Below are 24,981 nucleotides of genomic sequence, written 5' to 3' on the forward strand. Positions count from 1 at the left end.
TCGTAGGATGGCGTTGAGCGAAGCGATACCCATCGCCACGGCAGCATGGGTTTCGCAAGCTCAACCCATCCTACGAAGAGCACCTCGGTGCAGCCTGCAAGACCGCGCTCTACGACGCCGTCGTAGGATGGCGTTGAGCGAAGCGATACCCATCGCCACGGCAGCATGGGTTTCGCAAGCTCAACCCATCCTACGAAGAGCACCTCGGCGCAGCCTGCAAGACCGCGCTCTATGACGCCGTCGTAGGATGGCGTTGAGCGAAGCGATACCCATCGCCATGGCAGCATGGGTTTCGCAAGCTCAACCCATCCTACGAAGAGCACCTCGGCGCAGCCTGCAAGACCGCTCTAGGTGGAGGAGAAACACCGTCGCAAAAAAAAGCCGCCCCTGGCGGAGCGGCTGGAAGGACGTTGAATTGAGCAATCACGATTTAATCAACGTCAGGAGCAGGGATTCGGGAATAACCGCTGTGCGGCGGGCCGAATCGGATGGGTAATACATTAACGACCAGCCGGCGTCAGATAAATTCCCTGTCCTGGGAAACACCTTCAGCGAAAACGTAACAATCTGCGGGGAACTCTTGGGGAAGCTGCGCTCATCGCGCGGCAACTTCCCCAAGAAAGAGGCGCTTCAGAGGATCGACAGCGGGTAGTCGACGATCAGCCGCAGTTCGTTGTTGTCGTCCTCGGCCTGGTCGGCGTTGCCGCGGTGGAAGGCCTGGCGCAGGCGCAAGGACAGGTCCTTGGCCGGGCCGGACTGGACCACGTACTTGGCTTCCAGGTCGGTTTCGTGGTGGCTGCCGTCGCGGCCGTATTCGTAGTCGCGGTACGGGCTGTCGGCGGCCATGTGCTCGCCGTTGATGTTGGTGCCGTTGATGTAGCGGGCCATGAAGCTCAGGCCGGGCACGCCGTAGGTGTCCATCGCCAGGTCGTAGCGGGCCTGCCAGCTGCGCTCGCCCGGGCCGTTGAAGTCGGAGTACTGCACCGAGTTGGCCAGGAAGATGGAGTCGCCGGCGGCGCCCGCGCCGTTGTCGCCGAAGCCCACGTAGTCGAACGGGGTGTCGCCCTGCACCTTCTGGAAGGCCAGGGTCAGGGTGTGCGCCTGCAGGAAGGAGTAGGCGGTGGCGAACGACCAGGCGGTGTTGTCGATGCGCCCGGCCTTGGCCTGGCCGTAGTCGTTGGTGCGGTAGATGTTGAAGTCGAAGCCCAGCGACTGGTCGCCGCCCAGCGCCAGGCTGTAGCTGGCGTTGCCGTAGTACTGGCGCCAGATGTCTTCCAGCTCGGCGGCGTAGAGCGACACGCTCAGGTCCGGGGTGATGGCGTAGCGGCCGCCGACGAAGTCGGCGCTGTCGGCCTCGACGTTGGCGTAGGTGGCCCAGATGCCGCCGGTGTGGCTGGTGGTCACCGGGCTGGTGCCGGCGGTGTAGTGGCCGGCTTCCAGGTCCAGGCCCTGCAGCTCGCTGCTCATCAGCGCGAAGCCCTTGGCGGTCTGCGGCATCAGGCGGGTGCCGCCGGCGGCGAAGACCGGGGCGGTGGGCTGCATGTCGCCGAATTTCAGCTCGGTCCTGGAGATGCGCACCTTCAGCGCGCCGCCGGCCTTGCCGTAGTCGTCCTCGGGGTTGCCGTGGCGGTCCACCGGAAGGTTGCCGCTGTCGGCGGTGCCGGAGCCGCCGTCGAGCTTGATGCCCAGGTAGCCGAAGGCGTCGACGCCGAAGCCGACGGTGCCCTGGGTGTAGCCGGAGCTGTAGGTGGCGAAGATGCCCTGGGTCCAGTCGCGCTGGTCGTCGGCGCCGTTCTTGCCGTCGTGGTCGTAGTAGAAGTTGCGCAGCAGCAGGTCGAGGTGGCTGTCCTCGAGGAAGCCCTTGGCGTCGGCCTGGTCGCTGACGAAGGGTTCGGCCTGGGCCAGTTGCATGGCGGCGGTGGAAACGGCGAGCACGAGCATGCTGCGTTTGAGGTGCTTCATGGAGTTGCCCCTTGAGTCTTGGAGTGCCGGCCAGTGGTAAGCGTGATGGCCGACTTTTCTTGTAGGCAGGAACAAATGTTCGGCCATGCGTAACAGTCATGGTCGAGCGAACGTAAGTTTCTGTAGTGGAAGTACTTCCGAGCCCCGCTCTATTCCCCTGGCGGAGTGGGGACATGATGCCGGATCGAAGCGCTATTTGAATCCGGATATGGACAAAGGTCTTTTAACAAATACGTAACAATTACCCGACCTTGTCCGCTTGCCACGCGGCGCGCCTCAGCTCAGGCCGAGGGCTTCCAGCTGGCGCTGCAGGCGCCAGTCCATCACCTGGGCGGCGCCCATGGGGCGGCCGAAGTGGTAGCCCTGGGCGATGTCGCAGCCCAGCCGCGCCAGGGCGGTGGCCGTGGCCGCGTCCTCCACGCCTTCGGCCACCACCTGCATGCCGAAGTTGTGCCCGAGGGCGATGGTCGACTGCACGATCATGGCGTCGGAGAAGTTGTCGGCCATGCCGGAGACGAAGGTGCGGTCGATCTTCAGCACCTGCACCGGCAGGCGCTTGAGGTAGGCCAGGGAGGAGTAGCCGGTGCCGAAGTCGTCGATCGACAGCGTCACCCCCAGGTCGCGGATCGCCTGCAGGCTGCGCAGGGCCATCTCCGGGTCTTCCAGCAGGGTGCCTTCGGTGACTTCCAGCTCGACCAGGGAGCCGGCGATGCCGTGGCGGGCCAGCAGGCCCTGCAGTTCGCTGACGAAGTGCGGGTTGCGCAGGTTGTTGGCGCTGATGTTCACCGCCATGCAGGTTTCCAGGCCGTGCTCGCTCCAGGCGCGCAGCTGGCGCAGGGCCTCGTCCAGCACCCAGCGGGTGAGCGGGTGGATCAGCTCGGTGGACTCGGCCATGGGGATGAATTCGCCGGGCGGGATCATGCCGCGCTCGGGGTGCTCCCAGCGCAGCAGGGCCTCGAAGCCGATCACCTGGCCGTCGGCCAGGCTCACCTTGGGCTGGTAGTGCAGCTGCAGCCCGCCCTCGCGGATGGCCCGCCCCAGCCCGGTGTGCAAGGCCAGGCGCTCGGGGGTGTAGGTGTCGTCGCAGCGCTGGTAGAGGAGGAAGTCGCGGCGCCCGTGCTTGGCCTGGTACATGGCGATGTCGGCGCAGCGCAGCAGGTCGCCGGGGGTGTCGCCGTGGTCCGGGTAGAGGGCCACGCCAATGCTGGCCGACAGCTCCAGCTGGATGCCGCCGGCGGACAGCGGCTGGCGCAGCACCCGGGCGATGCCCTGGCACAGCCCGGGCACGCCGCGCTCGTCGTCCAGCTCGCGGGTGATCACCGCCATCTCGTCGCCGCCCAGGCGGGCGATGCCGGCCTCCTGGGTGCGCAGCCAGGCGCCCAGGCGCGCGCCCACCTGCTGCAGCACGCTGTCGCCGTGCTGGTGGCCGAGGGTGTCGTTGACTTCCTTGAAGCGGTTCATGTCCAGCAGCAGGATGGCGAAGCGCCCGCCGCCGCGGGCGATGCGCTGCTCGATGTGGCGGCCCAGCCAGTAGCGGTTGGGCAGGCCGGTGAGCGAATCGTGGTTGGCCAGGTATTCCTGCTCGGCGAGGTAGCGCTTGCGTTCGGTGATGTCGTGCAGCACCACCAGCAACAGGGCGTTCTGCTGCCAGCTGAAGCGCGTGACGTGGGCCTCGCAGTCGAACGGCAGGCGGGTGTCGCGGCGCAGGAACTGCCACTCGCTGTCCACCTCGCGCAACTCGCCGCTGAGCAGCCCTTCCAGGTTGGCGCGGCTGGCCACCAGCGACAGGCGCCCGTCCGGCTGGCGCTCCGGCGACAGCTCCGAGGGCAGCAGGCCGATCAGGCGCTCCGGCGAGTCGACGCCGAACATGCTCGCGGCGCGTTCGTTGGTGGCGCGCACCCGGCCGTCCACGCCGATCAGCAGCACGCCGTCGTTGATGTTGGTGAACAGTTGGCGGTAGAAGCGGCCGTTCTGGCTGATCTCGCCGATCAGCCGGCGCAGCTGCCAGGCGGAAAGGCCCAGGGCCAGGGCGCAGATGGCCAGCAGCACCGCGCTGAAGCCGGCGCGCTTGAGCCAGGGCAGCAGGTAGCTGGCCGAGGCCTGGCCGACCACCGCGTGGATCGGGAAGCTCGCCGAGGGCGCGTCGGCGAACAGCGACGGCTCGCCGCTGATGCTGCGGCCCTCGACCAGGGCGAAGTCCGGGCGGCCCAGGCGCGGGAACAGCGGCGACCACTCCGGCAGGCGGCGGCCGACGGAATTCAGGGTGTCGGGGGTGCGGTAGAGCACGGTGCCGAGGTTGTCGAACATGCCGGCGTTCATGTGCTCGGCCAGGCCCAGGCGGCGCAGCAGGTCGCCGACGCGGTCGGTGTCGATCAGCGCGCCGACGCGCTGGGTGCGGCCGTCGGCGCCGCGCTGACCGACGTACATCGGCAGCAGGAAGGCGCCGTTGGGGCCGCGCAGCGTGTGGCCGAAGGCCGGGCGCTCGCTGGCCGGCAGGTCGCCCAGGGCGAGCAGCGGGCGCAGGTGCTCCTCGGCCGGCTGGCCGTGGCCGTCCACGGCGTAGAGGTGGCCGTCGCGGAGCACGAACAGGTAGGTCGACACCGGGTCGTAGCGCATCGCCTGCGCCAGCTTCCCGCGCACCTGGCCGGCGTCGGCGACCTCGCCCAGGCCCTGCAGGTCTTCCGACACCGCGTAGATGCTGCCGTAGCTCTGCAACAGCAGCGCGCTGATGTAGCCCTCCAGCGAGCGGGCCAGCGCCGAGAGGTTCTGCCGCACCTGGTCGGTGCTGCTGCGGTAGTCGCGGTACACGCTCCAGCCGCTCAGCCCGACCAGCAGGGTGAGGACCAGCAGCACGCCGGCATAGAAGAGCACGCCGATGCGTTGCCGGCGCGAGCCTCCCCGGGCGTGGGTGAAGACATCGAAATTGCTGGTCATGTAGATCCGTCTGTGACTGCAGCGAGAGTGTCGAACCCGGTTATGTCACTTAGCCATCATCCGATCAACCACCGGGAGGATACCGGTGCTTATCGGCAGACCGGCGGCATTCCCCAGTACCGGCCGTCGAACGATGGGCGGGGCGCTCTGCAACGCGCCCCGCCGGCCGTGAAACAGGGCGACCGCAAGGCCTGGGAAATGAAGCGCGGCGGCAGCGGACGCAGCGAGATCGGCAGAAATACCCTGTGCATGTTTCAACTGCTCTCGCGCACCATCAGTTCGAAGCCCAGGTCCTGCACCGGCTCGGCGATCGGCCGCCCGGCGATCAGCGCCAGCAGCGTCTCGGCGGCGCGGCGGCCGATGGCCTCGCGCGGGGTACGGATGCTGGACAGGCGCGGCACCATGTAGGCCGAGCTGGGCAGGTCGTTGAAGCCGACCACGGCGACCTGCCGCGGCACTTCGATGCCCTGGCGCAGCGCCTCCAGCAGGGCGCCCTGGGCCAGGTCGTCGTTGCCGAAGAAGATGCCTTCCACGTCCGGCCGCGCGGCCAGCAGTTGGCGGAACAGTTCGCCGCCCAGGCCCACCGAGGACGGCCGCGGCGTCAGCATCTCCAGCGCCGGGTCGTAGCAGCCGGCCTTCTGCAGGGCGCGGCGGAAACCCTCGCCGCGCAGCAGGGTGCGCTGGTCCAGCTGCGCGCCGACGTAGGCCAGGCGCTTGCGCCCGCCGGCCAGCAGGTGCTCGGCGGCGGCCATGCCCGCGGCGATCTGCGAGAAGCCCACGCAGTGCAGACCGGGGCTGTGGTCCAGGTCCATCATGTAGACGCAGGGCACGCCGCTGGCCTCGACCATCCGTCGCGCGCTCTCGGTGCGCTCGAAGCCGGTGAGCAGCAGGCCGCGGGGCTGGTAGGCCAGGTAGTTGCGGATCAGGTCTTCCTCTTCGTCGCGCGAGTAGTGGAAGTTGCCGATCAGCACTTCCAGGCCCTGGGGCCGCAGCACGCCGTGGATGGCCTCCAGGGTGTCGACGAACAGCTGGTTGGACAGCGACGGCACCAGCACCACCACGCTGTGGCTCTGCGCCGAGGCCAGCGCCCGCGCCGCGGGGTTGGCCACGTAGCCCAGCTCGGCGGCGGCCTCGCGGACCTTCAGCACCAGCGCCTCGGCGACGCTGCTGACGCCGCGCAGGGCGCGGGAGGCGGTGATGGGGCTGACGCCGGCGCGCTGCGCCACTTCGTTCAGGGTGGGGCGGCCGCTGGCGCGGGAGTGCTTGTCGTTCTTCTTCTGCGAGGACATCGGCTGGCTTGCCAAACGAAAATCGAGGCACTAAGGTAGCGCTGTCTCGCGAACCCGGCAATTGCCTGAAAGCCCCGGATCGCGCTGCGGCGAAAAAACCGCGGAGACCATACGCAAACACTAGAATGACAAGAAAGCGGAGGCAGCCCCATGCTTTTGGCTTCGACTTTTAAAGACAGCGCTGTCTCCCCACCGAGGTGCGATATGCTCCCCCCCATCCACGCCCTGCTCATCATGGGTGTCTCCGGTTGCGGGAAGACCAGCGTCAGCCAGGCGCTGTGCCGCGCCAGCGGCGCCCACGAGATCGAAGGCGACACCTTCCACCCGGCCGAGAACATCCGCAAGATGAGCGCCGGCATCCCCCTGACCGACGACGACCGCGCCGGCTGGCTGGCCGCCCTGGCCGAGCTGCTGCGCCAGGCCGTGGCCGCCGGCCAGCGCCCGGTGCTGACCTGCTCGGCGCTCAAGCTGGCCTACCGCGAACGCCTGCGCGAGGCCGTGCCGGGCCTGGGCGTGGTGTTCCTCGAACTGCCCCGCGAGGAAGCCGCGCGCCGCGTCGCCGAGCGCCCCGGGCACTTCATGCCGGCTACCCTGGTGGACAGCCAGTTCGCCGCCCTGGAGCCGCCCCACGACGAACCGCTGACCCTCGCCGTCGATGCCACCCTGCCGGTGGAGCGCATCGTCGAGCAGGCCCTGGCCTGGTGGCGCGCCCACGAGCCGGCCTGAACCGTTTTTTGCCGCGCGCTGAAGACAGCGCTATCCCAAAACGCCCGTAAAAACAAAGACAAGGGAGCCCCGCCATGTTCGGTCTGTCCCACGACACCTACCTGCTGCTGGATGCGCTGGTCACCATCATCGGCCTGATCCTGCTGATCACCCGCTTCAGGATCCACCCCTTCCTCGCCCTGATCATCGCCGCCGGCTTCCTCGGCCTGACCTCGGGCATGCCCGTGGCGCAGATCGTCAAGGCCTTCCAGGACGGCTTCGGCGGGGTGCTCGGCTTCGTCGGGGTGATCCTCGCCCTGGGCACCATGCTCGGCAAGCTGATGGCCGAGTCCGGCGGCGCCGATCAGATCGCCCGCACCCTGATCGACGCCTTCGGCGAGCGCAAGGTGCACTGGGCGATGATGCTGGCGGCGTTCCTGGTGGGCATCCCGCTGTTCTTCGAGATCGGCTTCATCCTGCTGATCCCGCTGGTGTTCATCGTCGCGCGGCGCAGCGGCGTGTCGCTGATCAAGATCGGCATCCCGCTGCTGGCCGGGCTTTCCGCGGTGCACGGGTTGGTGCCGCCGCACCCGGGGCCGCTGCTGGCCATCGGCGTGTTCGGCGCCGACATCGGCAAGACCATCCTCTACGGCCTGATCGTCGCGCTGCCCACCGCGGCCATCGCCGGCCCGCTGTTCGGCGCCTGGATCGCCCGGGTGATCCCCGGCAGCCCGTCCGAGGAGCTGGTGGCGCAGATCGCCCATGAGCCGGAGACCAGCAACCTGCCCAGCTTCGGCATCACCCTGCTGACCGTGCTGCTGCCGGTGTTCCTGATGCTGCTGAAGACCTTCGCCGACGTGCTGCTGCCCGACGGCCACGCCTTCCGCGCCTGGATGGACATGATCGGCCACCCGATCACCGCCCTGCTGCTGGCGCTGCTGCTGGCCCTGTACACCTTCGGCTACGCCCGCGGCTTCGGCTCGCAGCAGATTCTCAAGCTGCTCGACCAGAGCCTGGCGCCCACCGCGGCCATCGTGATGATCATCGGCGCCGGCGGCGGCTTCAAGCAGATGCTGGTGGCCAGCGGCGTGGGCGACGTGATCGGCCACCTGGCCGTGCACGCGCAGATTTCGCCGATCCTGCTGGCCTGGCTGGTGGCGGCGGTGATCCGCGTGGCCACCGGTTCCGCCACGGTCGCCACCATCACCGGCGCCGGCATCGTGGTGCCGGTGGTGGGCATGATCCCGGGGGTCAACCGCGAGCTGCTGGTGCTGGCCACCGGCGCCGGCTCGCTGATCCTCTCCCACGTCAACGACGCCGGGTTCTGGCTGGTCAAGCAGTACTTCAACATGAGCGTCGCCGAGACCTTCAAGACCTGGACGGCCATGGAGACCATCCTCTCCGTGGTCGGCCTGGTGTTCATCCTGCTGCTTTCGCTGGTGGTCTGAGGACCACCGGCTTCCCCCGTGAAAGGAGTACCGCCGATGTCCACCCAAGCCCGCGACCCCAAGCCCTCCCCCGCCAACGACTGGCCGCGCGACTTCGACGTGCGCGAGCGCTATGCCGAGCAGCAGGAGCTGCTCGGCGAGGCCCGGGCGCCAGCCGCGCCCCGGCCGTCCGGCCGCGCCCGCTGAAAGCCCCTCGCCGGGCTTTCCGACGAACGCAGGCTGAAACGATTCACCTTCAGGCCGATCCAGGCTAAAAACAACATTCCGGGCGCCCTTCCCTTCTGCCCCAGCGGCGCCCGTTCCTGAGGGAGGAACCATGAGCCACAACCTCGACACCCTGTTCCCCGCCATCGACGACATCCCCGAGGCCTGGCGCCCCGACGCCCCGGTCGAGCAACGCGACTACCTGGTGAACGGCCAACTGCGCCGCTGGGACGGCCCGCTGGCGCCGGTGCGCAGCCCGATCTTCCTGAAGACCGTCGAGGGCGAGCGCCAGGTGATCCTCGGCAGCACCCCGCTGCTGGACGCCGACGCCGCGCTGGCCGCCCTCGACGCCGCCGTGGCCGCCTACGACAACGGCCAGGGCCTGTGGCCCAACCTGCGGGTGGCCGAGCGCATCCAGCACGTGGAGACCTTCCTGGCGCGCATGCGCGAGCAGCGCGAGGCGGTGGTGCGCCTGCTGATGTGGGAGATCGGCAAGAACCTCAAGGATTCGGAGAAGGAATTCGACCGCACCTGCGACTACATCGTCGACACCATAGACGCGCTCAAGGACCTGGACCGCCGCTCCAGCCGCTTCGAGCTGGAACAGGGCACCCTCGGCCAGATCCGCCGCGTACCGCTGGGCGTGGCGCTGTGCATGGGCCCGTACAACTACCCGCTGAACGAGACCTTCACCACGCTGATCCCGGCGCTGATCATGGGCAACACCGTGGTCTTCAAGCCGGCCAAGTTCGGCGTGCTGCTGATGCGCCCGCTGCTGGAGGCCTTCCGCGACAGCTTCCCGCCGGGGGTGATCAACATCATCTACGGCCGCGGCCGCGAGACCGTCTCGGCGCTGATGGCCAGCGGCAAGGTCGACGTGTTCGCCTTCATCGGCACCCACAAGGGCGCCGCCGACCTCAAGCGCCTGCACCCGCGCCCGCACCGCCTGCGCGCGGCCCTGGGCCTGGACGCGAAGAACCCCGGCATCGTCCTGCCGCAGGTGGACCTGGACAACGCCGTGGAAGAAGCCATCACCGGCGCGCTGTCGTTCAACGGCCAGCGCTGCACCGCGCTGAAGATCCTGTTCGTCCACGAAAGCGTGCTGCAGGGCTTCCTCGACAAGTTCAGCGCACGCCTGGCCCAGCTCAAGCCGGGCATGCCCTGGGAGCCGGGCGTGGCGCTGACGCCGCTGCCCGAGCCGGGCAAGGTGGACTACCTCAAAGGCCTGCTGGAAGACGCCCTGGAGAAAGGCGCCAAGGTGATCAACGCCGGCGGCGGCCAGTCCCGCGAGAGCTTCTTCTACCCGGCGCTGCTCAGCCCGGTGACGGCACGGATGCGCCTGTACCACGAGGAGCAGTTCGGCCCGCTGGTGCCGGTGGTGCCGTACCGCGAGCTGGAGGAAGTGATCGACTACGTGCTGCAGTCCGACTACGGCCAGCAGCTGAGCCTGTTCGGCAGCGACCCTGGGCAGGTCGGCCGGCTGGTGGATGCCTTCGCCAACCAGGTCGGCCGCATCAATATCAACGCCCAGTGCCAGCGCGGCCCGGACAGCTACCCGTTCAACGGCCGCAAGAACTCCGCCGAGGGCACCCTGTCGGTGCACGACGCGCTACGCACCTTCTCCATCCGCACCCTGGTGGCGACGCGCTTCAATGCCGCCAACAAGGCGCTGATCAGCGAGATCATCCAGGGCCGCGAGTCGAACTTCCTGACCACCGACTACATCTTCTGAAGCCTGCGCAGGCGCCGCCCTAGATACGGATCAGTGTCTCGGTCGGCGGCGCCTGCTCGTTCAGTTCCTCCATCTGCAGCGCGTAGGAGCGGCGCAGGCGCAGCCGCTCGGCATCGCAGAGCAGCGGGCCCTGGGCGTCCTCGGCGCCAAAGGGGTCGTCACGCAGCACGCCGGTGATGCGCCCCTGGCGGAACAGCTCGCGGATCGCCAGCAGGTTGTTCTCGCGCTGCCCGCTCAACTCGGCGAGCGAGCGCGGCTGGCTTTCGGACAGTTGGCACAGCACCGACACCAGCAGCGCCTGCGTAAGTCTGGGCCCCATGGAAGCTCCCCTGTGCAGCCATGAAAACGGTCCTGGCACTATGCGGACGAATTCTTAAAGAATGCTTATCCGGCCGTTTCCATGGCCATCGTTGGTTTCAGTCCAGACCGTTGTCGCGGTCCTGTTCCAGGCGCGCCAGGCGTTCCTCCAGGGCAGCCATGCGGGCCTCCAGTTCGAGGATGCGCGCCTCGTCCTGCACGCTGTGCTCGCCGCGCGGCGCCGAAGCGCCACGGCCGCTGGCGGCGATGGCGGCCTCGCGGTCGGCGGCGCTGCCCAGCAGGTGCATGTAGCGGTCCTCGCGCTGGCCGCTCTGGCGTTCCAGCTGCACGGCGAAGCCGCGGGCGGCCAGGCGTTCCAGCTGGTGGCGGACTTCCTCGGTGTCGTCGAAATCGTGCATGCGCATGCTGCGGGTGAGCAGCTCGTTGAGCGTCTGCGGGCCGCGCAGGAACAGCAGGCCGAGCAGCACCCACTGCGGCTTGACCAGCTCCAGCGCCTTGTCCAGGCGCTGCTCCCAGCGGTCGGCGCGGCTGCCCATCACCAGGCGCACCATCTCCAGGCCCTCCAGCCTGCGCAGGGCCTGGCCGACCTGGCCGGGGTTGAGGTCCATCACCGGCTCGCGGCTGGTCTTCTGGTTGCAGGCGGTGACCAGGGCATTGAGCGTCAGCGGATAGGTTTCCGGCGTGGTCAGCTGCTTCTCGATCAGGCTGCCGAGCACGCGGATGTCCACCGCGCTGAGGGGCTCACGCTCGGGCAGGCTTGTGGATTCTTCGTTCATGTTGTTTCCAGGGGTCGCGTCGAGGCCCTTAGCCTAGCCGCGTCCGTCGGCTTTGGCACCCTCCATGGCGTCACGCCTCATGCCGGGTCGGCCTGCAGGCGGCTGACCGATAGCGCTTCGCAGGCGACTATTGGCACTGGCGAGGGCTTAAGATATGGTCTCATATGTATTATTCGGCTCGCCTCCCCGGCGGCCACCCACACCACAACAACGATCAGGAGCGACCCCACCATGACCCAAGCGACCCGAGCCGACTGGGAAGCCCGCGCCAGCCAACTGCGCATCGAAGGCCGCGCCTTCATCGACGGCCAGTACCGCGATGCCGCCGACGGCACCACCTTCGACTGCATCAGCCCGGTGGACGGGCGCCTGCTGGCCAAGGTCGCCAGCTGTGACGCCGCCGACGCCGAGCGCGCCGTGCACAGCGCCCGCGCCGCCTTTGAGTCCGGCGCGTGGTCGCAGCAGGCGCCGGCCGCGCGCAAGGCCGTGCTGGTGCGCTTCGCCGAGCTGCTGGAGGAGCACGCCGAGGAACTGGCGCTGCTGGAAACCCTGGACATGGGCAAGCCCATCGGCGACTCGCTGAACGTCGACCTGCCCGGCGCGGTGGACAGCCTCCGCTGGAGCGGCGAGGCCATCGACAAGGTCTACGACGAGGTGGCCGCCACCCCGCGCGACCAGCTCGGCCTGGTCACCCGCGAAGCGGTGGGCGTGGTCGCCGCCATAGTGCCGTGGAACTTCCCGCTGATGATGGCCAGCTGGAAGCTCGGCCCGGCCCTGGCCACCGGCAACTCGGTGATCCTCAAGCCGTCCGAGCGCTCGCCGCTGACCGCCATCCGCATCGCCCAGCTGGCGCTGGACGCCGGCCTGCCCAAGGGCGTGCTCAACGTGCTGCCGGGCTACGGCCACACCGTCGGCAAGGCCCTGGCGCTGCACATGGACGTGGACACCGTGGTGTTCACCGGCTCGACCAGGATCGCCAAGCAACTGCTGGTCTACGCCGGCGAATCGAACATGAAGCGCGTGTGGCTGGAGGCCGGCGGCAAGAGCCCGAACATCGTCTTCGCCGACGCCCCGGACCTGCAGGCCGCCGCCGAAGCCGCGGCAGCTGCCATCGCTTTCAACCAGGGTGAGGTCTGCACCGCCGGTTCGCGCCTGCTGGTGGAGAAGTCCATCAAGGCGCAGTTCGTGCCCATGGTGGTCGAGGCCCTGAAAGGCTGGAAGGCCGGCCACCCGCTGGACCCGGAAACCAACGTCGGCGCCCTGGTGGACGGCCGCCAGCTGGAGCAGGTGCTGGGCTACATCGAGGCCGGCAAGGCCGAGGGCGCCCAACTGATGACCGGCGGCCGCCAGGTGCTGGAGGAAACCGGCGGCACCTACGTGGAGCCGACGCTGTTCGACGGCGTGAGCAACGCCATGAAGATCGCCCGCGAGGAAATCTTCGGCCCGGTGCTCTCGGTGATCGAGTTCGAAGGCGCCGAGGAAGCCATCCGCATCGCCAACGACACCCAGTACGGCCTGGGCGCGGCGGTCTGGACCCGCGACATCACCAAGGCCCACCAGACCGCCCGCGCCCTGCGCGCCGGCAGCGTGTGGGTGAACCAGTACGACGGCGGCGACATGACCGCGCCCTTCGGCGGCTTCAAGCAGTCGGGCAATGGTCGGGACAAGTCGCTGCATGCGTTCGATAAGTACACCGAGTTGAAGGCGACTTGGATCAAGCTCTGAGGCGGCGCTTGCCGGCTGCGGTGAGGCGCCTTTCGTAGGATGGGTATCGCTTCGCTCCACCCATCCTACGGGGCTGACGACACGGCGCTTTTCGTAGGAGCGAGCTTGCTCGCGAACGGAGCCTGCCGGTAGCTGTGGTGTGTGGGGTTGGCTCCGTCCCCTCTCCCCAACCCTCGGCTGCGCGCCCCGCCCTGAAGGGAGAGGGAGCTGTCCGTGCCGCCGGGGAACATGGTTTACGCCGGCTCCTCCGGGGTAGCCGGCTAACTCCAGAACAGCCAAGCGCACCGAACGGTCCCCTCTCCCTCTGGGAGAGGGTTAGGGTGAGGGAACGAAGTCCAGCCGTGCTCTGGAGCATCGTCGAAGTCCGTCACCCTCACCCCAGCCCTCTCCCAGAGGGAGAGGGGGCTATCCGTGCGGCCGGGAAACATGGTTTACGCCGATACCTCCGAAGCAACCGGCTAACGCCAGCACAACCAAGCGCACCGAACGGTCCCCTCTCCCTCTGGGAGAGGGTTAGGGTGAGGGAGCGGAGCCCAGCCGTGCTCCGGAGCGTCGTCGAAGTCCGTCACCCTCACCCCAGCCCTCTCCCAGAGGGAGAGGGAGCCGTCCGTGCCAAGGGGGAATGTGGCTCACGCCGGCACCTCCGGAGTAGCCGGCTAACGCCAGAACATCCGAGCACACCGAACGGTCCCCTCTCCCTTCAGGGCGGGGCGCGCAGCCGAGGGTTAGGGAGAGGGGACGGAGCCAACCTCACACACCGCGACCGCCGGCAGACTCCGTTCGCGAGCAAGCTCGCTCCTACAACAAGCAACAAGCACCAAGCCCCCCCAATCACAACCGCCCCAGAAAATCCCCCAGCAACGCCCGGCAATTCCCCTTGTTCACCCCCTCCCGCTCGGCAATCTCCGCGCGAATCCGCTCCGGCAAATCCCCCGCCTCGGCCATGAAGCGCCGACCCTCCTCGCTGCGCCGCCAGTAGGCGATCCAGGTATCGAACATCGCTGTGTCGATCTCCGGGTGGAACTGCACGCCCAGGCTGCGCCCATGACGGTAGGCCTGGGCCGCCAACTCAGTGGCACCCAACAGGGTGGCACCCGGCGGCGGAGTGAAGGCATCGAAGTGGAAGTTCAGCCAGGGACCACGGAACGCCCAGTCCGCCTGCGGGGTGTCGATGGGCGTCCAGCCGATCTCGGCCTGGCGGTTGCGGTACACCTCGCCGCCCAGGGCGCGGGCCAGCAGTTGGCTGCCGAAGCAGATGCCCCAGGTCGGCACGCCGCGCGCCTGCACGGCCTTCAGCCAGGCCAGTTCGCCGCCCAGCCAGGGCACGCGGTGGTCGTAGGCCGACTCGGGGCTGCCCAGCACCAGCAGCAGTTCCAGGCTCTCCGGCGACGGCAGTCCTTGCTCTACGCAGCGCAGTTCCAGGTCGATGCCCTGCTCGGCGAACAGCTCCGGCAGGCAGCCGGCGACGTCGGCGGCGTCGTGCAACACGGCGATGGCACGGGATGGTTTCATGGCGCTTTCTCCTTAAAAGATTTTAAAACAGATTTTTTATTTGCCTCATCCGCGGCGCTGAAGCCCGCATGAAACCTGGATTCTCGCTTTCGCGACCAGCCACGGCTCACCTAAAAGGCCACGGAAAGGCGAAAAAAGCCTGTTGAAAACTATGAAACCATATTTTAAATTCAAATCCATCCCCCGCCGCCCACCGACGGCGGATGGCGGCGCCGCCCGGCATCGCCCATCACAACAACAGCGCACCGCCCACTGGCGGCAAGCGCCAGAACGGAGGTGTCCGAATGACCACCAGCGCCCCTACCCGCCTCGATGACGCGCCCTACCTGGATGTCAGCGACCCGAGCTTCTCCATCCGCTCCCAGGCGGTGATGGATGCCCGCGCGCAAAGCTGGTTCGCCCGCACGCCCTATGGCATCGCCGTGCTGCGCTACGACGAGGTGAACAAGCTGCTGCGCGACCAGCGCCTGCGCCAGGGCAGCTACGCCTGGCCCGCGCACAACAACGCCAGCGGCAGCTTCGCCGACTGGTGGATGCGCATGCTGCTGAGCAAGGAGGGCGCCGACCATTCGCGCCTGCGCCGCCTGGCCAACCCGGCCTTCGCGCCCAAGCTGGTGAAGCAGATGATGCCGAACTTCCAGCGTCTGGCCGGCGACCTGATCGCGCAGTTCGAAGGCCGCGGCGAGTGCGAGTTCGTCAGCGAGTTCGCCGAACCCTACGCCACCCAGGTGATCTGCCTGCTGCTCGGCCTGCCGATCAGCGAATGGAAGGGCCTGGCCGACCTGGCGGTGGAGATGGGCCTGGCCCTGGGCGTCACCTTCAAGCGCGACGAGGCGCGCATCAACGCCGCCACCGACAAGCTGTTCGGCTATGCCCGCCAGGCGGTGGAAGCGCTCAAGCGCAACGGCCTGGGCGAGGACTTCCTCAGCAGCCTGGTGCGCGCCAACGAAGAGGACAAGAACGCCCTCAGCGACCAGGAGCTGTACGACATGATCGTCCTGGCGATCTTCGGCGGCATCGACACCACCCGCAACCAGCTCAGCCTGGCCATGGACACCTTCCTCCAGCACCCCGCGCAATGGGAGCTGCTGGGCAACGACGCGGAACTGGCCCGCGCCGCCGTGGAAGAAGTGATGCGCGTGCGCCCGACCGTGACCTGGGTGACCCGCGAGGCGCTGGAAGACTTCGAATACCAGGGCCTGCACATCGCCAAGGGCACCACCGTGCACCTGTTCAGCCAGGCCGCCGGCAGCGACCCGCACGCCTTCGAGGACGCCAGCTTCGACATCACCGCCAAGCGCCTGCCGCACTTCGGCTTCGGCGCCGGCGCGCACCACTGCATCGGCCACTTCATCGCCCGCGGCGACATGACCGCGGCCCTGGCCCTGCTCGCCCAGCACCTGAAGCACCCGGCGCCCAACGGCGAGGCCGAGTGGCTGCCGGACAGCGGCAACACCGGCGCCACCCGCCTGCCCATCCGTTTCGACGCGGTGCCGGCGAAATGAACGCGCCCAGCGTAGCCATCGTCGGCAGCGGGCCCTCGGCCTGCTACCTGGCCCAGGCCCTGCGCAAGCACTGGGCGGACGCGCAGATCGTGCTGCTCGAGCGCCTGCCCGCGCCCTTCGGCCTGGTGCGCTACGGCGTGGCGCCGGACCACCAGGGCACCAAGGCGGTGTGCCGGCAGTTCGAGCGGCTGTTCGAGCGCGAAGGCGTGGCATTCCTCGGCAACCTGGAGGTGGGCCGCGACCTATCGCTGGAGCAATTGCGCGAAGCCTTCGACCTGGTGGTGCTCGCCACCGGCCTGTACGGCGACCGTCGCCTGGGCATTCCCGGCGACGAGTTGCCCGGCGTCTACGGCTCCGGCCGCGTCACCCGGCTGTTCAACGGCCACCCGGACGAACAGGGCTTCGCCCCGACGTTCGGCCGCCGCGTGGCCATCGTCGGCAATGGCAACGTGGCCGTCGACGTGCTGCGCCTGCTGGCCAAGTCGGCCGAGGACTTCGCCGGCTCCGACATCGCCGAGGCGCCGCTGCAGGCGCTGCTGGCCGAAGGCGTGGAGCGCATCGACATCCTCGGCCGCTCGCCCGCCGCCCAGGCCCGCTTCGACCCGGTGATGCTGCGCGAGCTGGGCAAGCTGGCCGGGGTGCGCATCCGCATCGAGGACCTGCCGCCGCAAGACGCCCCCTGTGCCGACGCCACCGAGCAGGCGCGCCTGGACGTGCTGCGCGCGCTGGCCGCGCAGGAGCAGCCGGCAGCGGGCCGCGAACTGGTGTTCCGCTTCGGCTGGGCGCCCCAGGCCATCCACGGCGCCGCAAGCGTCGAAGCCCTGGAGCTGCGCCATGTCGACGGCCGCGAACTGCGCCTGGAGGTGGACAGCCTGGTCAGCGCCATCGGCTTCGAAGAGGCGGCCGATGGCCTGCTGCAACGCGATGCCCTGCTGGGCGCCAGCGCCGACCTCGAACGTGGCCGCCTGGACGACGGCCTGTACTGCGTCGGCTGGCTGCGCCGCGGCCCGCGCGGGACCATCCCGGAGAACCGCCAGGACGCCCGCCTGGTCGCCGAAGCCATGGTCGCCGACCAGCAGGCCGCGCCGCGCAACGGCCGCCCCGGCCTCGCCGCCCTGCCCGCCGGGCTGCGCGAACGTGGCGTCGGCTACCCGCAGTGGCAGCGCATCGACCACGCCGAAACCCGGGCCGCCGCCCCCGGCCGCGTGCGCCGCAAGATCACCGACCGCGCCGGCATGCTCGCCATCGCCCGCAGCCCCCAGGAGAATCCCGCATGAACATCCTCATCCTCTTCGGCACCGAGACCGGCAACGCCGAGATGGTCGCCGACGACCTCGCCGACGCCCTGGGCGCCGATTACCCCACCCAGGTCCGCGACATGGCCGCCTTCGATCCGGCCACGCTGAACCCGCAGGACTTCCACGTCATCGTCTGCTCCACCTACGGCGACGGCGAGCTGCCCAACAGCGCCCAGCCTTTCCACGCCGCGCTGCAAGGCCAGCGCCCGGACCTGGCCGGCCTGCGCTTCGCCACCTTCGGCCTGGGCGACAGCTTCTACGAGACCTTCAACCGCGGCAGCCGGATCATCGCCGACGCCCTGGTGGAACTGGGCGCGCAGCAGGTCGGCGAACACGGCCAGCACGACGCCTCCAGCGGCGAACTGCCCGGCGACGCGGCGCTGGCCTGGGCCAAGGGCCTGCTCGGGCAGATCTGAGGAGAACGCCATGCGCCTGTGCATCATCGAGAACGGCCTGATCCCCGAGGAACTGCAGGAGGCTTTCGGCAGCTACCCGGCGATGATCGAAAGCTGGCTGGCCCCGGCGCTGCCCGAGGCGGACTTCACCTACGTCTCGGCGGTGCGCGGCGAGCCGCTGCCCGAGGCCACCGCCTTCGACGGCTACCTGCTGACCGGCTCGCGCCATAGCTGCTACGAACACAGCCCCTGGATGCTGCACCTGACGGCCCTGTTGCGGCGCCTGCGCAGCCTGCGCCGGCCGGTGTTCGGCATCTGCTTCGGGCACCAGATCATGGCCGACGCCTTCGACGGCCGCACCACCCGCGCCGAGGTCGGCTGGGGCGTCGGCGCCCAGGCCTACCGGTACGACGCCGAGGGCCTGGAGGACGCGGCCACCCTGGTGTTCCACCAGGACCAGGTCAGCAGCCTGCTGCCGCAGGCGCGGGTGGCCGGCGGTTCCGCGCATTGCCCGCACGGCGTGCTGGAGTACGCCTTCCCGGCGCGCTCGGTGCAGTTCCACCCGGAGTTCAGCGTGGACTACCTGGCCGCCCTGCTCGACCGCTACGGCAACGGCCTGCTGCCGGCGGACGTCACCGCGCGGGCCTGGGAATCGCTGCGGCGGCTGAGCCCGGACAACCGGCAGATCGCCCGCTGGGCCGCCGCCTTCTTCCGCGAACACGCCCGCCCGGTCTGTTCCCCGTTCATCCCCTAGCCCGGCGCTTCGCAGAGAGGTTCCGTTCTTCGCTCAAAAACATATAAACACAGTTTACAAATTTAATTTCATCCGCCATCGCAGCGTGCCTTGCCTGCCGCTGCCCGAGGAGAACCCCGAAATGACAGCGCTCGATCTACACAAGGAATACAACACCAGCTCCGCCGTCGCCCAGGACCTCGCCGCGCGCATCCGCGAATCCGGCGTGGAATACCTGTACTACCAGGTGGTCACCCTCAGCGGCCGCGTGCTGGCCAAGGTGGTGCCGGCCAAGCACCTGCTGCGCAACCTGGAGAAGGGCGTGCAGTTCCACCGCACCGCGCTCTCCGACCTGCAGAGCACCCGCGCCGGCGTGCTGCTCGGTGGCGGCGCCCAGGCCGCGGAATTCACCGCCATCCCCGACGTCAGCAGCTTCAACGTGCTGCCCTGGGACAAGTCCATCGGCAGCTTCTTCTGCCGTCTGTACGAGCCCGACCACCGCCAGGAAGTGGCCGGCCAGGTGCTCGCCACCGACGCCCGCGGCCTGCTGATCGACAGCCACAAGGCCTTCACCGCCGATACCGGGCTGAGCCTGAAGACCGGCTGCGAACCGGAGATGACCTGGTTCGGCGACAAGCTGGAAGTCAAGGTGCGCCCCGGCGCCAGCCCGGCCTACCACCTGGGCAACCTGGAGACCATGCGTCCGATCTTCCAGCGCGTGATGCAGTACGCCGGCGCCATGGGCCTGGACATGATCGAGGGCGACTACGAGGACCCGGGCCAGCTCGAACTGAACTGGATGTTCGACGACTGCCACCTCACCGCCGACCGTCTGGTGACCTATCGCCTGATCTGCCGCCAGGTGGCCAACGAGTTCGGCGTGCGCGCCAGCTTCATGCCCAAGCCCACCACCGGCAGCATGGGCAGCGGCTGCCACCACAACTTCAGCCTGTGGCGCGGCGAGCAGAACGTGCTGGCCGAAGCCGGCCGCCGCGAACTGCACCTGACCGACACCGGCCGCCATGCCCTCGGTGGCCTGCTGGCCCACGCCCCCGGCTCGATGCTGGTGATGGCCTCCACCGTGAACTCCTACAAGCGCTTCTGGGACGCCGGCCTGTTCGCCCCCAACCGCCTGAACTGGGGCATGGACAACAAGACCTGCACCGTGCGCCTGTCGGCCAACGGCCGCCTGGAATACAAGCTGCCCGACGCCAGCGTGAACCCCTACCTGTCGCACACCCTGCTGCTGGCCGGCATCCGCGACGGCCTGGCCAACCGCACCGACCCGGGCGCCCCGGACAACAGCGACAGCATCCCCGCCGCCCGCGAGAACGTGCGCATGCCGATGACCCTCGGCGAAGCCGTGCAGGCCTTCGACGAAGACGCCGTGGTGCGCGGCGCGCTGCCGCCGGCGATGGCCGAGCTGTACCGCGACCTCAAGGCCGACGAGTGGGCGCGCTACTGCTCCGTCGTCACCGAGTGGGAAGCCAAGATGTACATGGACTACCTGCCATGAGCGGCGTATTGCGCGTTCTCTGCGCCGACCTGCCGGCCCCGCCGCTGTTCCACAAGGACGCCGAGGGCTACCGCCACGGCTACGAGTCCGACGTCGCCCGCGCCCTGGCCAGACGCCTGGGCCGCGAAGCGCAGTTCGTCTACCGCAACTGGGCGGACTTCTACCCGGCGCTGCAGGCCGGCGATGCCGACATCCTGCTGTGCGGCCAGGGCATCTCCAACTACCGCCTGACCCTCGCCGACTTCACCGCGCCCTACGCGGTGTTCGACGAGGCGGTGATGGTGCTGCGCGGCAGCCTGGTGCGCAGCCCGGCGGACCTGGTCGGCAAGCGCGTCGGGGCGATCGCCAACAGCCTCAACATGGCCCTGGCGGAAACCTTCGAAGGCTGCGTCACCGTGCCCTTCGGCGGCGACACCGACGACGTGCTCGGCGACATGGTCCGGGCCCTGCGCGAAGGCCATATCGACGCCCTGGTGGACGACGACGTGGCACTGGTGCCGCTGGCCGAGGAGCCCGACCTGGCCATCGGCTTCAGCGTGCCCACCCACAACCGCTGGGGCATCGCGGTGAAGCGCGGCCAGGGGCCGTGGCTGGACGAGGTGGACAGCGCCCTGGCGGCGCTGAAGGCCGACGGCGAACTGCAACGCATCTGGCAACGGTGGATGCCGAGCCTGGCCTACCCGTTCTGACACAACTCGCGGCAATCGGCCGCCCCCTTGGGGCGGCCGCTTTCTACATTGAACTCTGAGTATGAGGTTATACTGCGCCAGCCCCTCACCCCCTCCGGCCCTTACAGGAGTTCTGGCTCCGGCGCCCCCTCCACGCCGCGGCCGTACCGCAGCATGAATGGAACCTCACCCACCGCTCCCGGCCCGTTCATCCGCCTGCGCCAGGAAGGCCGCACCGAAGAGGTCGTGCGCCGGCTGATGGACGCCATCGACCTCGGCCTGTTCGCCGAGGGCCAGCAACTGCCCAGCGAGACCGAGCTGGCCATGCAGTTCGGCGTGGCCACCGTGACCCTCCGCGAAGCCCTGGCCTACCTGCGCCAGCGCGGCGTCATCGAGACCCGCCGCGGGCGCAACGGCGGCAGCTTCATCCGCGCCATCGAGGAAATCCCCGCCGAGATCGTCTTGAGCCGCCTCGACGAGCTGAGCACCATCGACCTGCGCGACCTCTGCGACGAACACATCGCCATTTCCGGCACCGCCGCGCGCCTGGCCGCCCGCCGCGCCTCCCGCGAGCACCACCAGCACCTGGCGCAGTACATAGAGACACTGGGCAAGGCCGGTACCCGCCACGAACGCCGCCGCGCCGACGCGCGCTTCCACATCGAGATAGCGGTGGCCTCGCAGTCGGTGCGCCTGACCCACGCGGAAATCCGCCTGCAGGCGGAGATCGGCGAGCTGCTCTGGCTACCGGTGCCCGGCGCGCCCAGTGTGGAAACCATCCAGCAGGAGCACACGGCGATCCGCGAGGCGATAGTCGCTGGCGACCCGAACCTGGCCGGCGCCCTGGTCGAGGCCCACGTCAACCGCGGCATCAAGCGCCTGATCGACATGAAGCTGGAACTCCTGGCCCAGGAAGCGCCCTAGGCCGAACGGCCCCATGTAGGAGCGCGCCCTGCGCGCGAATCGCGGGCAGGGTCCGCTCCTACCCCCCGGCAAATATGACACCCATCGCCTGGCCGCATGGGTTTCGCCAAGGCTCAACCCATCCTACGAAAAGCACCTCGGTGCAATCGGCAAGACAGTTGCTCCCACATCACCGGCTAGCGGCGTCTTTCGTAGGATGGTGTTGAGCGAAGCGATACCCATCGCCGCGGCCGCATGGGTTTCGCCAAGGCTCAACCCATCCTACGAAAAGCGCCTCGGTGCAGTCGGCAAGACAGTTGCTCCCACATCATCGGCTGGCGGCGTCTTTCGTAGGATGGTGTTGAGCGAAGCGATACCCATCGCCAAGGCAGCATTCACAGCTCAACCCACCCTACGTGGAAGTCGACTGCGTACACCTGTAGGAGCGGGCCCTGCCCGCGATTCGCGCGCAGGGCGCGCTCCTACAGGTGGATTCGGAGCCGATTGGCACAACCCTTGCCCTGTTTTTCCCGTGCAAACCTCTGATTTAGGATTTTTATCCGCCGGAGGTCCGCTTTCCCTTAGAACAAGAGACTCCAGGCCATGGCGAGCGCAGTGTGTGAAACCCCGTTGGACGAGTGCGCCCAGCGCATCGACGTGTCGATCAGTAACATCTTTGCCCAGATCGACACCCTGGCCAACGCCATCGACAGCATCTGGCGCGAGGCCGACGGCAGGCCCGTGGATTCCGCCGACCTGGCCAGCCTGCGGCCGCTGATCGAAGGCTGCCTGACGCAGCCCGGCGCCTGCCTGCAGGGCTGTGGCGTGGTGCTGCAGCCGGGCGTGCTGCGCGACAAGGAGATGTACCTGGAGTGGCGCCAGCTGGGCGCCGGCGGGCGCACCGTGCCGCTGAGCCTGAACTTCAACCGGCGCAGCGAGAACTTCTACGACTACTGCGCCATGCCCTGGTTCGCCATCCCGCGCGACAGCGGGCGCAGCAGCGTGGTCGGTCCCTACGTCGACCTCTACGGCCAGGACATGTACATCCTCACCTTCTCCCGCCCGCTGCTGTTGGAGGGGCGCTTCCTCGGCGTGGCCGCCGCGGACATCGCGCTGAACCGCTTCGAGCGGGTGGTCACCGCCAAGCTCATGCGCCTGGAGCACGAGGCGCTGATCCTCAGCGGCGAAGGCCGGGTGGTGGCGGCCAACACCGCCAACTTCATCGCCGGCGAGATAGCCAGCCTGGGGGGGCTGGCCAGCGATACCCGCTGCCAGCGCGCCAACCTGGCCGAGCAGTCTGCCCACTGGACCCTGGTGCAACTGCCGGAGAAGCGCCACCGCGCAGCCTGAGCCCGCCAGTGCTCCCGAAGGGAGCAATGCGGCGTTACTCCGCCCTATTTTCGTCCCCCGCCGGGGCGCTGAACGGCCCTGGCGGCCCCGTCGCCCGGGCCGTTGCGCGCAAGAGCCCGCCGCTCTAGCTCCAGCCTTCCCACCCTCCAGCGCAGAGCGCCCACTAAAACATTTTAAATCATATGTAATATGGCATAGGCTGTGCTTGCTCCACGCAGGCGGCCGCCGCTGTTACCCAAGCCCGGCCGCCCCGGTTTTCACCGCTGCCGCCACACGCCGTGGGCAGCGGGCTCCCAGTCCCGATCCATCTGTTCAATGCCGACGTGCATAGCCATACAGGAACAATAACGATGAACAGTCCGATCCAACCCGGCATCGCCCCGGTCGACCGCGACGCGGAACAGCTCCGTGCGCTGGGCTATTCCTCCAACTTCGAACGCAGCATGAGCCTGTGGCAGAACTTCGCCCTGGGCTTCACCTATCTTTCGCCGGTGGTCGGCGTGTACAGCATCTTCGGCCTGTGCCTGGCCGCCGGCGGGCCGCCGATGTTCTGGTCGTACCTGCTGGTGGGCCTGGGGCAGATGCTGGTGTGCCTGATCTTCTGCGAGGTGGTTTCGCAGTTCCCGATCTCCGGCGGCGTGTACCCCTGGGCCCGACGCCTGGTGGGCAAGCGCTGGGCGTGGATGGTCGGCTGGATCTACTCGGTGTCGCTGTGCGTGACCATCGCCGCGGTGGCCCTGGGCGCCGGCCCCTACGTCGCCACGCTGCTCGGCTTCGAGGCCGACCCGGCGACCAACACCCTGATCGGCCTGGGCCTGACGCTGGTCGCCACGCTGCTCAACCTCAGCGGCACCAGGCTGCTGGCGCGGGTGGCCATGTTCGGCTTCCTCTGCGAGCTGATCGGCGCCATCGTCATCGGCGGCTACCTGCTGATCTTCGAACGCCACCAGCCGATCTCGGTGCTGTTCGACACCTTCGACATCCGCATCGACGGCGCCTACTGGCCGGCGTTCCTCACCGCCTCCCTGGCCGGCATGTTCCTCTACTACGGCTTCGAGGCCTGCGGCGACGTCGCCGAGGAAACCCCGAACCCCAGCCGGCGCATTCCCAAGGCCATGCGCATGACCATCTGGATCGGCGGCGGCGCCTCGATGTTCGCCGCCCTGGCGCTGATCCTCGCGGTGCCGGACATAGGCGCGGTGATCTCCGGCGCCGACAAGGACCCGATGAGCACCATCTTCGACGGCGCCTTCGGCCCGCTCGGCGCGCGCCTGGTGATGCTGGTGATCCTGGTGTCGTTCGTGTCCTGCGTGCTCAGCCTGCAGGCCGCCGCCAGCCGCCTGCTGTACTCCTACGCCCGCGACGAGATGGTCATGGGCAGCCGCCTGCTGCAGCGCCTGTCGCCCAACACCCACGTGCCCACCGCGGCCCTGGTGGTGTGCGGGGTGATCCCGGCGATCATCGTGTGCATCGGCTTCTACCTGCAGAACGCCATCGGCACCGTGGTCAGCTTCGCCGCCATCGGCATCTACCTGGCCTTCCAGATGATCGTCGGCGCCGCCCTGTTCGCCCGCCTGCGCGGCTGGAAGCCCAGCGGCGCCTTCACCCTGGGCAAGTGGGGCTGGCCGGTGAACATCGCCGCCCAGGTCTACGGCCTGCTGGCGATCGTCAACATGTCCTGGCCGCGCACGCCGGACGCGCCCTGGTACATCAACTACGGGATCATCCTGGTGGGCAGCATCGTGATCGCCGTGGGGCTGGTGTACATGACGGTGTTCAAGCCCTACGACAAGGGCACTGCGCCGGCTGGGGACGCCTGGAAGCTGGCCCGGCATTGAGGCCTGGCCTGAAGAAGAACGCCCGGTGAATGCCGGGCGTTTCTTTTTGAGCGGGGTTAGGAGCTGAAGAGCCCCTCTCCCCAGCCCTCTCCCTGAAGGGAGAGGGGGCTTGTCCGTGCCGACGGGTAGTCCCGTGTACTCCTGAAACAGCGGAGTTTCCGGCTAACGCC

20 protein-coding genes are annotated in these 24,981 nt (G+C 68.5%); 14 read left to right on the forward strand and 6 right to left on the reverse strand.

Annotation, left to right across the window (positions count from 1 at the left end; all coding sequences use genetic code 11):
- Positions 1-630: 630 nt before the first annotated feature.
- The 3 genes from RN02_RS28745 to RN02_RS28755 all read right to left on the reverse strand — a co-directional run bounded on the left by RN02_RS28745 (position 631) and on the right by RN02_RS28755 (position 6,185).
- The gene (locus RN02_RS28745) at positions 631-1,962 is read right to left on the reverse strand and encodes an OprD family porin (RefSeq protein ID WP_043318638.1); all 1,332 of its coding nucleotides are present in this window, start codon (positions 1,960-1,962) and stop codon (positions 631-633) included.
- Positions 1,963-2,238: 276 nt separating this feature from the next.
- Positions 2,239-4,896, reverse strand: coding sequence for a bifunctional diguanylate cyclase/phosphodiesterase (locus RN02_RS31795; protein ID WP_052267920.1), 2,658 nt, complete (start codon positions 4,894-4,896; stop codon positions 2,239-2,241).
- Between the two features lie 254 nt (positions 4,897-5,150).
- Entirely contained in the window at positions 5,151-6,185 is a 1,035-nt protein-coding gene (locus RN02_RS28755) for a LacI family DNA-binding transcriptional regulator (protein WP_043318641.1), read from the reverse strand.
- Between the two features lie 204 nt (positions 6,186-6,389).
- On the opposite strand from RN02_RS28755, the gene RN02_RS28760 reads away from it, so the two are divergent.
- The 4 genes from RN02_RS28760 (at position 6,390) to RN02_RS28770 (ending at position 10,274) form a co-directional block, all read left to right on the forward strand.
- Complete coding sequence (locus tag RN02_RS28760; protein ID WP_043318643.1) at positions 6,390-6,911, forward strand: gluconokinase; 522 nt, start codon at positions 6,390-6,392, stop codon at positions 6,909-6,911.
- 74 nt (positions 6,912-6,985) lie between these two features.
- Entirely contained in the window at positions 6,986-8,338 is a 1,353-nt protein-coding gene (locus tag RN02_RS28765) for a GntP family permease (protein ID WP_043318645.1), read from the forward strand.
- Positions 8,339-8,374: 36 nt separating this feature from the next.
- On the forward strand, positions 8,375-8,524 hold the full coding sequence (locus tag RN02_RS34080) for a hypothetical protein (protein WP_162839894.1): 150 nt from the start codon (positions 8,375-8,377) through the stop codon (positions 8,522-8,524).
- Between the two features lie 130 nt (positions 8,525-8,654).
- Entirely contained in the window at positions 8,655-10,274 is a 1,620-nt protein-coding gene (locus RN02_RS28770; RefSeq protein ID WP_043318647.1) for an NADP-dependent glyceraldehyde-3-phosphate dehydrogenase, read from the forward strand.
- Between the two features lie 19 nt (positions 10,275-10,293).
- Here RN02_RS28770 and RN02_RS28775 read toward each other — a convergent pair whose 3' ends face one another.
- Positions 10,294-10,593 (reverse strand): hypothetical protein, encoded by a 300-nt coding sequence (locus tag RN02_RS28775; protein ID WP_009613119.1) that lies wholly within the window; start codon positions 10,591-10,593, stop codon positions 10,294-10,296.
- A 97-nt stretch (positions 10,594-10,690) separates the two neighbouring features.
- Positions 10,691-11,368 carry a YceH family protein gene (locus tag RN02_RS28780; protein ID WP_043318649.1) on the reverse strand — a complete coding sequence of 226 codons (678 nt, stop codon included), beginning with the start codon at positions 11,366-11,368 and terminating at the stop codon, positions 10,691-10,693.
- A 231-nt stretch (positions 11,369-11,599) separates the two neighbouring features.
- On the opposite strand from RN02_RS28780, the gene RN02_RS28785 reads away from it, so the two are divergent.
- Positions 11,600-13,093, forward strand: a complete 1,494-nt coding sequence (locus RN02_RS28785) for an aldehyde dehydrogenase (protein WP_043318651.1) — start codon at positions 11,600-11,602, stop codon at positions 13,091-13,093.
- Between the two features lie 831 nt (positions 13,094-13,924).
- Here RN02_RS28785 and RN02_RS28790 read toward each other — a convergent pair.
- On the reverse strand, positions 13,925-14,605 hold the full coding sequence (locus tag RN02_RS28790; RefSeq protein WP_043318653.1) for a type 1 glutamine amidotransferase: 681 nt from the start codon (positions 14,603-14,605) through the stop codon (positions 13,925-13,927).
- Between the two features lie 284 nt (positions 14,606-14,889).
- Between RN02_RS28790 and RN02_RS28795 the strand changes: the two genes are divergently transcribed.
- From RN02_RS28795 to RN02_RS28835, 9 genes are all read left to right on the forward strand, one after another.
- Positions 14,890-16,110 (forward strand): cytochrome P450, encoded by a 1,221-nt coding sequence (locus RN02_RS28795; RefSeq protein WP_043318654.1) that lies wholly within the window; start codon positions 14,890-14,892, stop codon positions 16,108-16,110.
- Positions 16,107-17,387 carry an FAD-dependent oxidoreductase gene (locus RN02_RS28800; protein WP_043318656.1) on the forward strand — a complete coding sequence of 427 codons (1,281 nt, stop codon included), beginning with the start codon at positions 16,107-16,109 and terminating at the stop codon, positions 17,385-17,387. Before RN02_RS28795 ends, RN02_RS28800 begins: the two co-directional genes overlap by 4 nt.
- A complete protein-coding gene (locus RN02_RS28805; protein ID WP_043318658.1) occupies positions 17,384-17,824 on the forward strand; it encodes a flavodoxin domain-containing protein in 441 nt (146 codons plus the stop codon). Before RN02_RS28800 ends, RN02_RS28805 begins: the two co-directional genes overlap by 4 nt.
- 10 nt (positions 17,825-17,834) lie before the next feature.
- Positions 17,835-18,557, forward strand: a complete 723-nt coding sequence (locus RN02_RS28810; protein WP_043318659.1) for a glutamine amidotransferase-related protein — start codon at positions 17,835-17,837, stop codon at positions 18,555-18,557.
- Positions 18,558-18,678: 121 nt separating this feature from the next.
- Positions 18,679-20,052 (forward strand): glutamine synthetase family protein, encoded by a 1,374-nt coding sequence (locus RN02_RS28815; RefSeq protein WP_043318661.1) that lies wholly within the window; start codon positions 18,679-18,681, stop codon positions 20,050-20,052.
- On the forward strand, positions 20,049-20,741 hold the full coding sequence (locus RN02_RS28820) for a substrate-binding periplasmic protein (RefSeq protein ID WP_043318664.1): 693 nt from the start codon (positions 20,049-20,051) through the stop codon (positions 20,739-20,741). The genes RN02_RS28815 and RN02_RS28820 overlap by 4 nt, the downstream gene beginning before the upstream one ends.
- Before the next feature lie 153 nt (positions 20,742-20,894).
- A complete protein-coding gene (locus tag RN02_RS28825; protein WP_043318666.1) occupies positions 20,895-21,644 on the forward strand; it encodes a FadR/GntR family transcriptional regulator in 750 nt (249 codons plus the stop codon).
- 582 nt (positions 21,645-22,226) lie between these two features.
- The gene (locus RN02_RS28830; protein WP_043318668.1) at positions 22,227-22,973 is read left to right on the forward strand and encodes a cache domain-containing protein; all 747 of its coding nucleotides are present in this window, start codon (positions 22,227-22,229) and stop codon (positions 22,971-22,973) included.
- 350 nt (positions 22,974-23,323) lie between these two features.
- Complete coding sequence (locus RN02_RS28835) at positions 23,324-24,811, forward strand: APC family permease (RefSeq protein WP_043318671.1); 1,488 nt, start codon at positions 23,324-23,326, stop codon at positions 24,809-24,811.
- Positions 24,812-24,981 lie beyond the last annotated feature (170 nt).

Origin of the sequence: Pseudomonas sp. PI1, from assembly GCF_000812405.1 — a bacterium.
In the GTDB taxonomy this organism is placed as follows: domain Bacteria; phylum Pseudomonadota; class Gammaproteobacteria; order Pseudomonadales; family Pseudomonadaceae; genus Pseudomonas; species Pseudomonas citronellolis.

What these genes read in the sequence shown, in the direction of transcription:
- RN02_RS28745 (WP_043318638.1), bottom strand. Translation starts at nt 1,962, where the DNA reads ATGAAGCACCTCAAACGCAGCATGCTCGTGCTCGCCGTTTCCACCGCC.
- RN02_RS28775 (WP_009613119.1), bottom strand. Translation starts at nt 10,593, where the DNA reads ATGGGGCCCAGACTTACGCAGGCGCTGCTGGTGTCGGTGCTGTGCCAA.
- RN02_RS28835 (WP_043318671.1), top strand. Translation starts at nt 23,324, where the DNA reads ATGAACAGTCCGATCCAACCCGGCATCGCCCCGGTCGACCGCGACGCG.
- RN02_RS34080 (WP_162839894.1), top strand. Translation starts at nt 8,375, where the DNA reads ATGTCCACCCAAGCCCGCGACCCCAAGCCCTCCCCCGCCAACGACTGG.
- RN02_RS28770 (WP_043318647.1), top strand. Translation starts at nt 8,655, where the DNA reads ATGAGCCACAACCTCGACACCCTGTTCCCCGCCATCGACGACATCCCC.
- RN02_RS28800 (WP_043318656.1), top strand. Translation starts at nt 16,107, where the DNA reads ATGAACGCGCCCAGCGTAGCCATCGTCGGCAGCGGGCCCTCGGCCTGC.
- RN02_RS28795 (WP_043318654.1), top strand. Translation starts at nt 14,890, where the DNA reads ATGACCACCAGCGCCCCTACCCGCCTCGATGACGCGCCCTACCTGGAT.
- RN02_RS28830 (WP_043318668.1), top strand. Translation starts at nt 22,227, where the DNA reads ATGGCGAGCGCAGTGTGTGAAACCCCGTTGGACGAGTGCGCCCAGCGC.
- RN02_RS28765 (WP_043318645.1), top strand. Translation starts at nt 6,986, where the DNA reads ATGTTCGGTCTGTCCCACGACACCTACCTGCTGCTGGATGCGCTGGTC.
- RN02_RS28805 (WP_043318658.1), top strand. Translation starts at nt 17,384, where the DNA reads ATGAACATCCTCATCCTCTTCGGCACCGAGACCGGCAACGCCGAGATG.
- RN02_RS31795 (WP_052267920.1), bottom strand. Translation starts at nt 4,896, where the DNA reads ATGACCAGCAATTTCGATGTCTTCACCCACGCCCGGGGAGGCTCGCGC.
- RN02_RS28810 (WP_043318659.1), top strand. Translation starts at nt 17,835, where the DNA reads ATGCGCCTGTGCATCATCGAGAACGGCCTGATCCCCGAGGAACTGCAG.
- RN02_RS28790 (WP_043318653.1), bottom strand. Translation starts at nt 14,605, where the DNA reads ATGAAACCATCCCGTGCCATCGCCGTGTTGCACGACGCCGCCGACGTC.
- RN02_RS28760 (WP_043318643.1), top strand. Translation starts at nt 6,390, where the DNA reads ATGCTCCCCCCCATCCACGCCCTGCTCATCATGGGTGTCTCCGGTTGC.
- RN02_RS28825 (WP_043318666.1), top strand. Translation starts at nt 20,895, where the DNA reads ATGAATGGAACCTCACCCACCGCTCCCGGCCCGTTCATCCGCCTGCGC.
- RN02_RS28815 (WP_043318661.1), top strand. Translation starts at nt 18,679, where the DNA reads ATGACAGCGCTCGATCTACACAAGGAATACAACACCAGCTCCGCCGTC.
- RN02_RS28755 (WP_043318641.1), bottom strand. Translation starts at nt 6,185, where the DNA reads ATGTCCTCGCAGAAGAAGAACGACAAGCACTCCCGCGCCAGCGGCCGC.
- RN02_RS28785 (WP_043318651.1), top strand. Translation starts at nt 11,600, where the DNA reads ATGACCCAAGCGACCCGAGCCGACTGGGAAGCCCGCGCCAGCCAACTG.
- RN02_RS28780 (WP_043318649.1), bottom strand. Translation starts at nt 11,368, where the DNA reads ATGAACGAAGAATCCACAAGCCTGCCCGAGCGTGAGCCCCTCAGCGCG.
- RN02_RS28820 (WP_043318664.1), top strand. Translation starts at nt 20,049, where the DNA reads ATGAGCGGCGTATTGCGCGTTCTCTGCGCCGACCTGCCGGCCCCGCCG.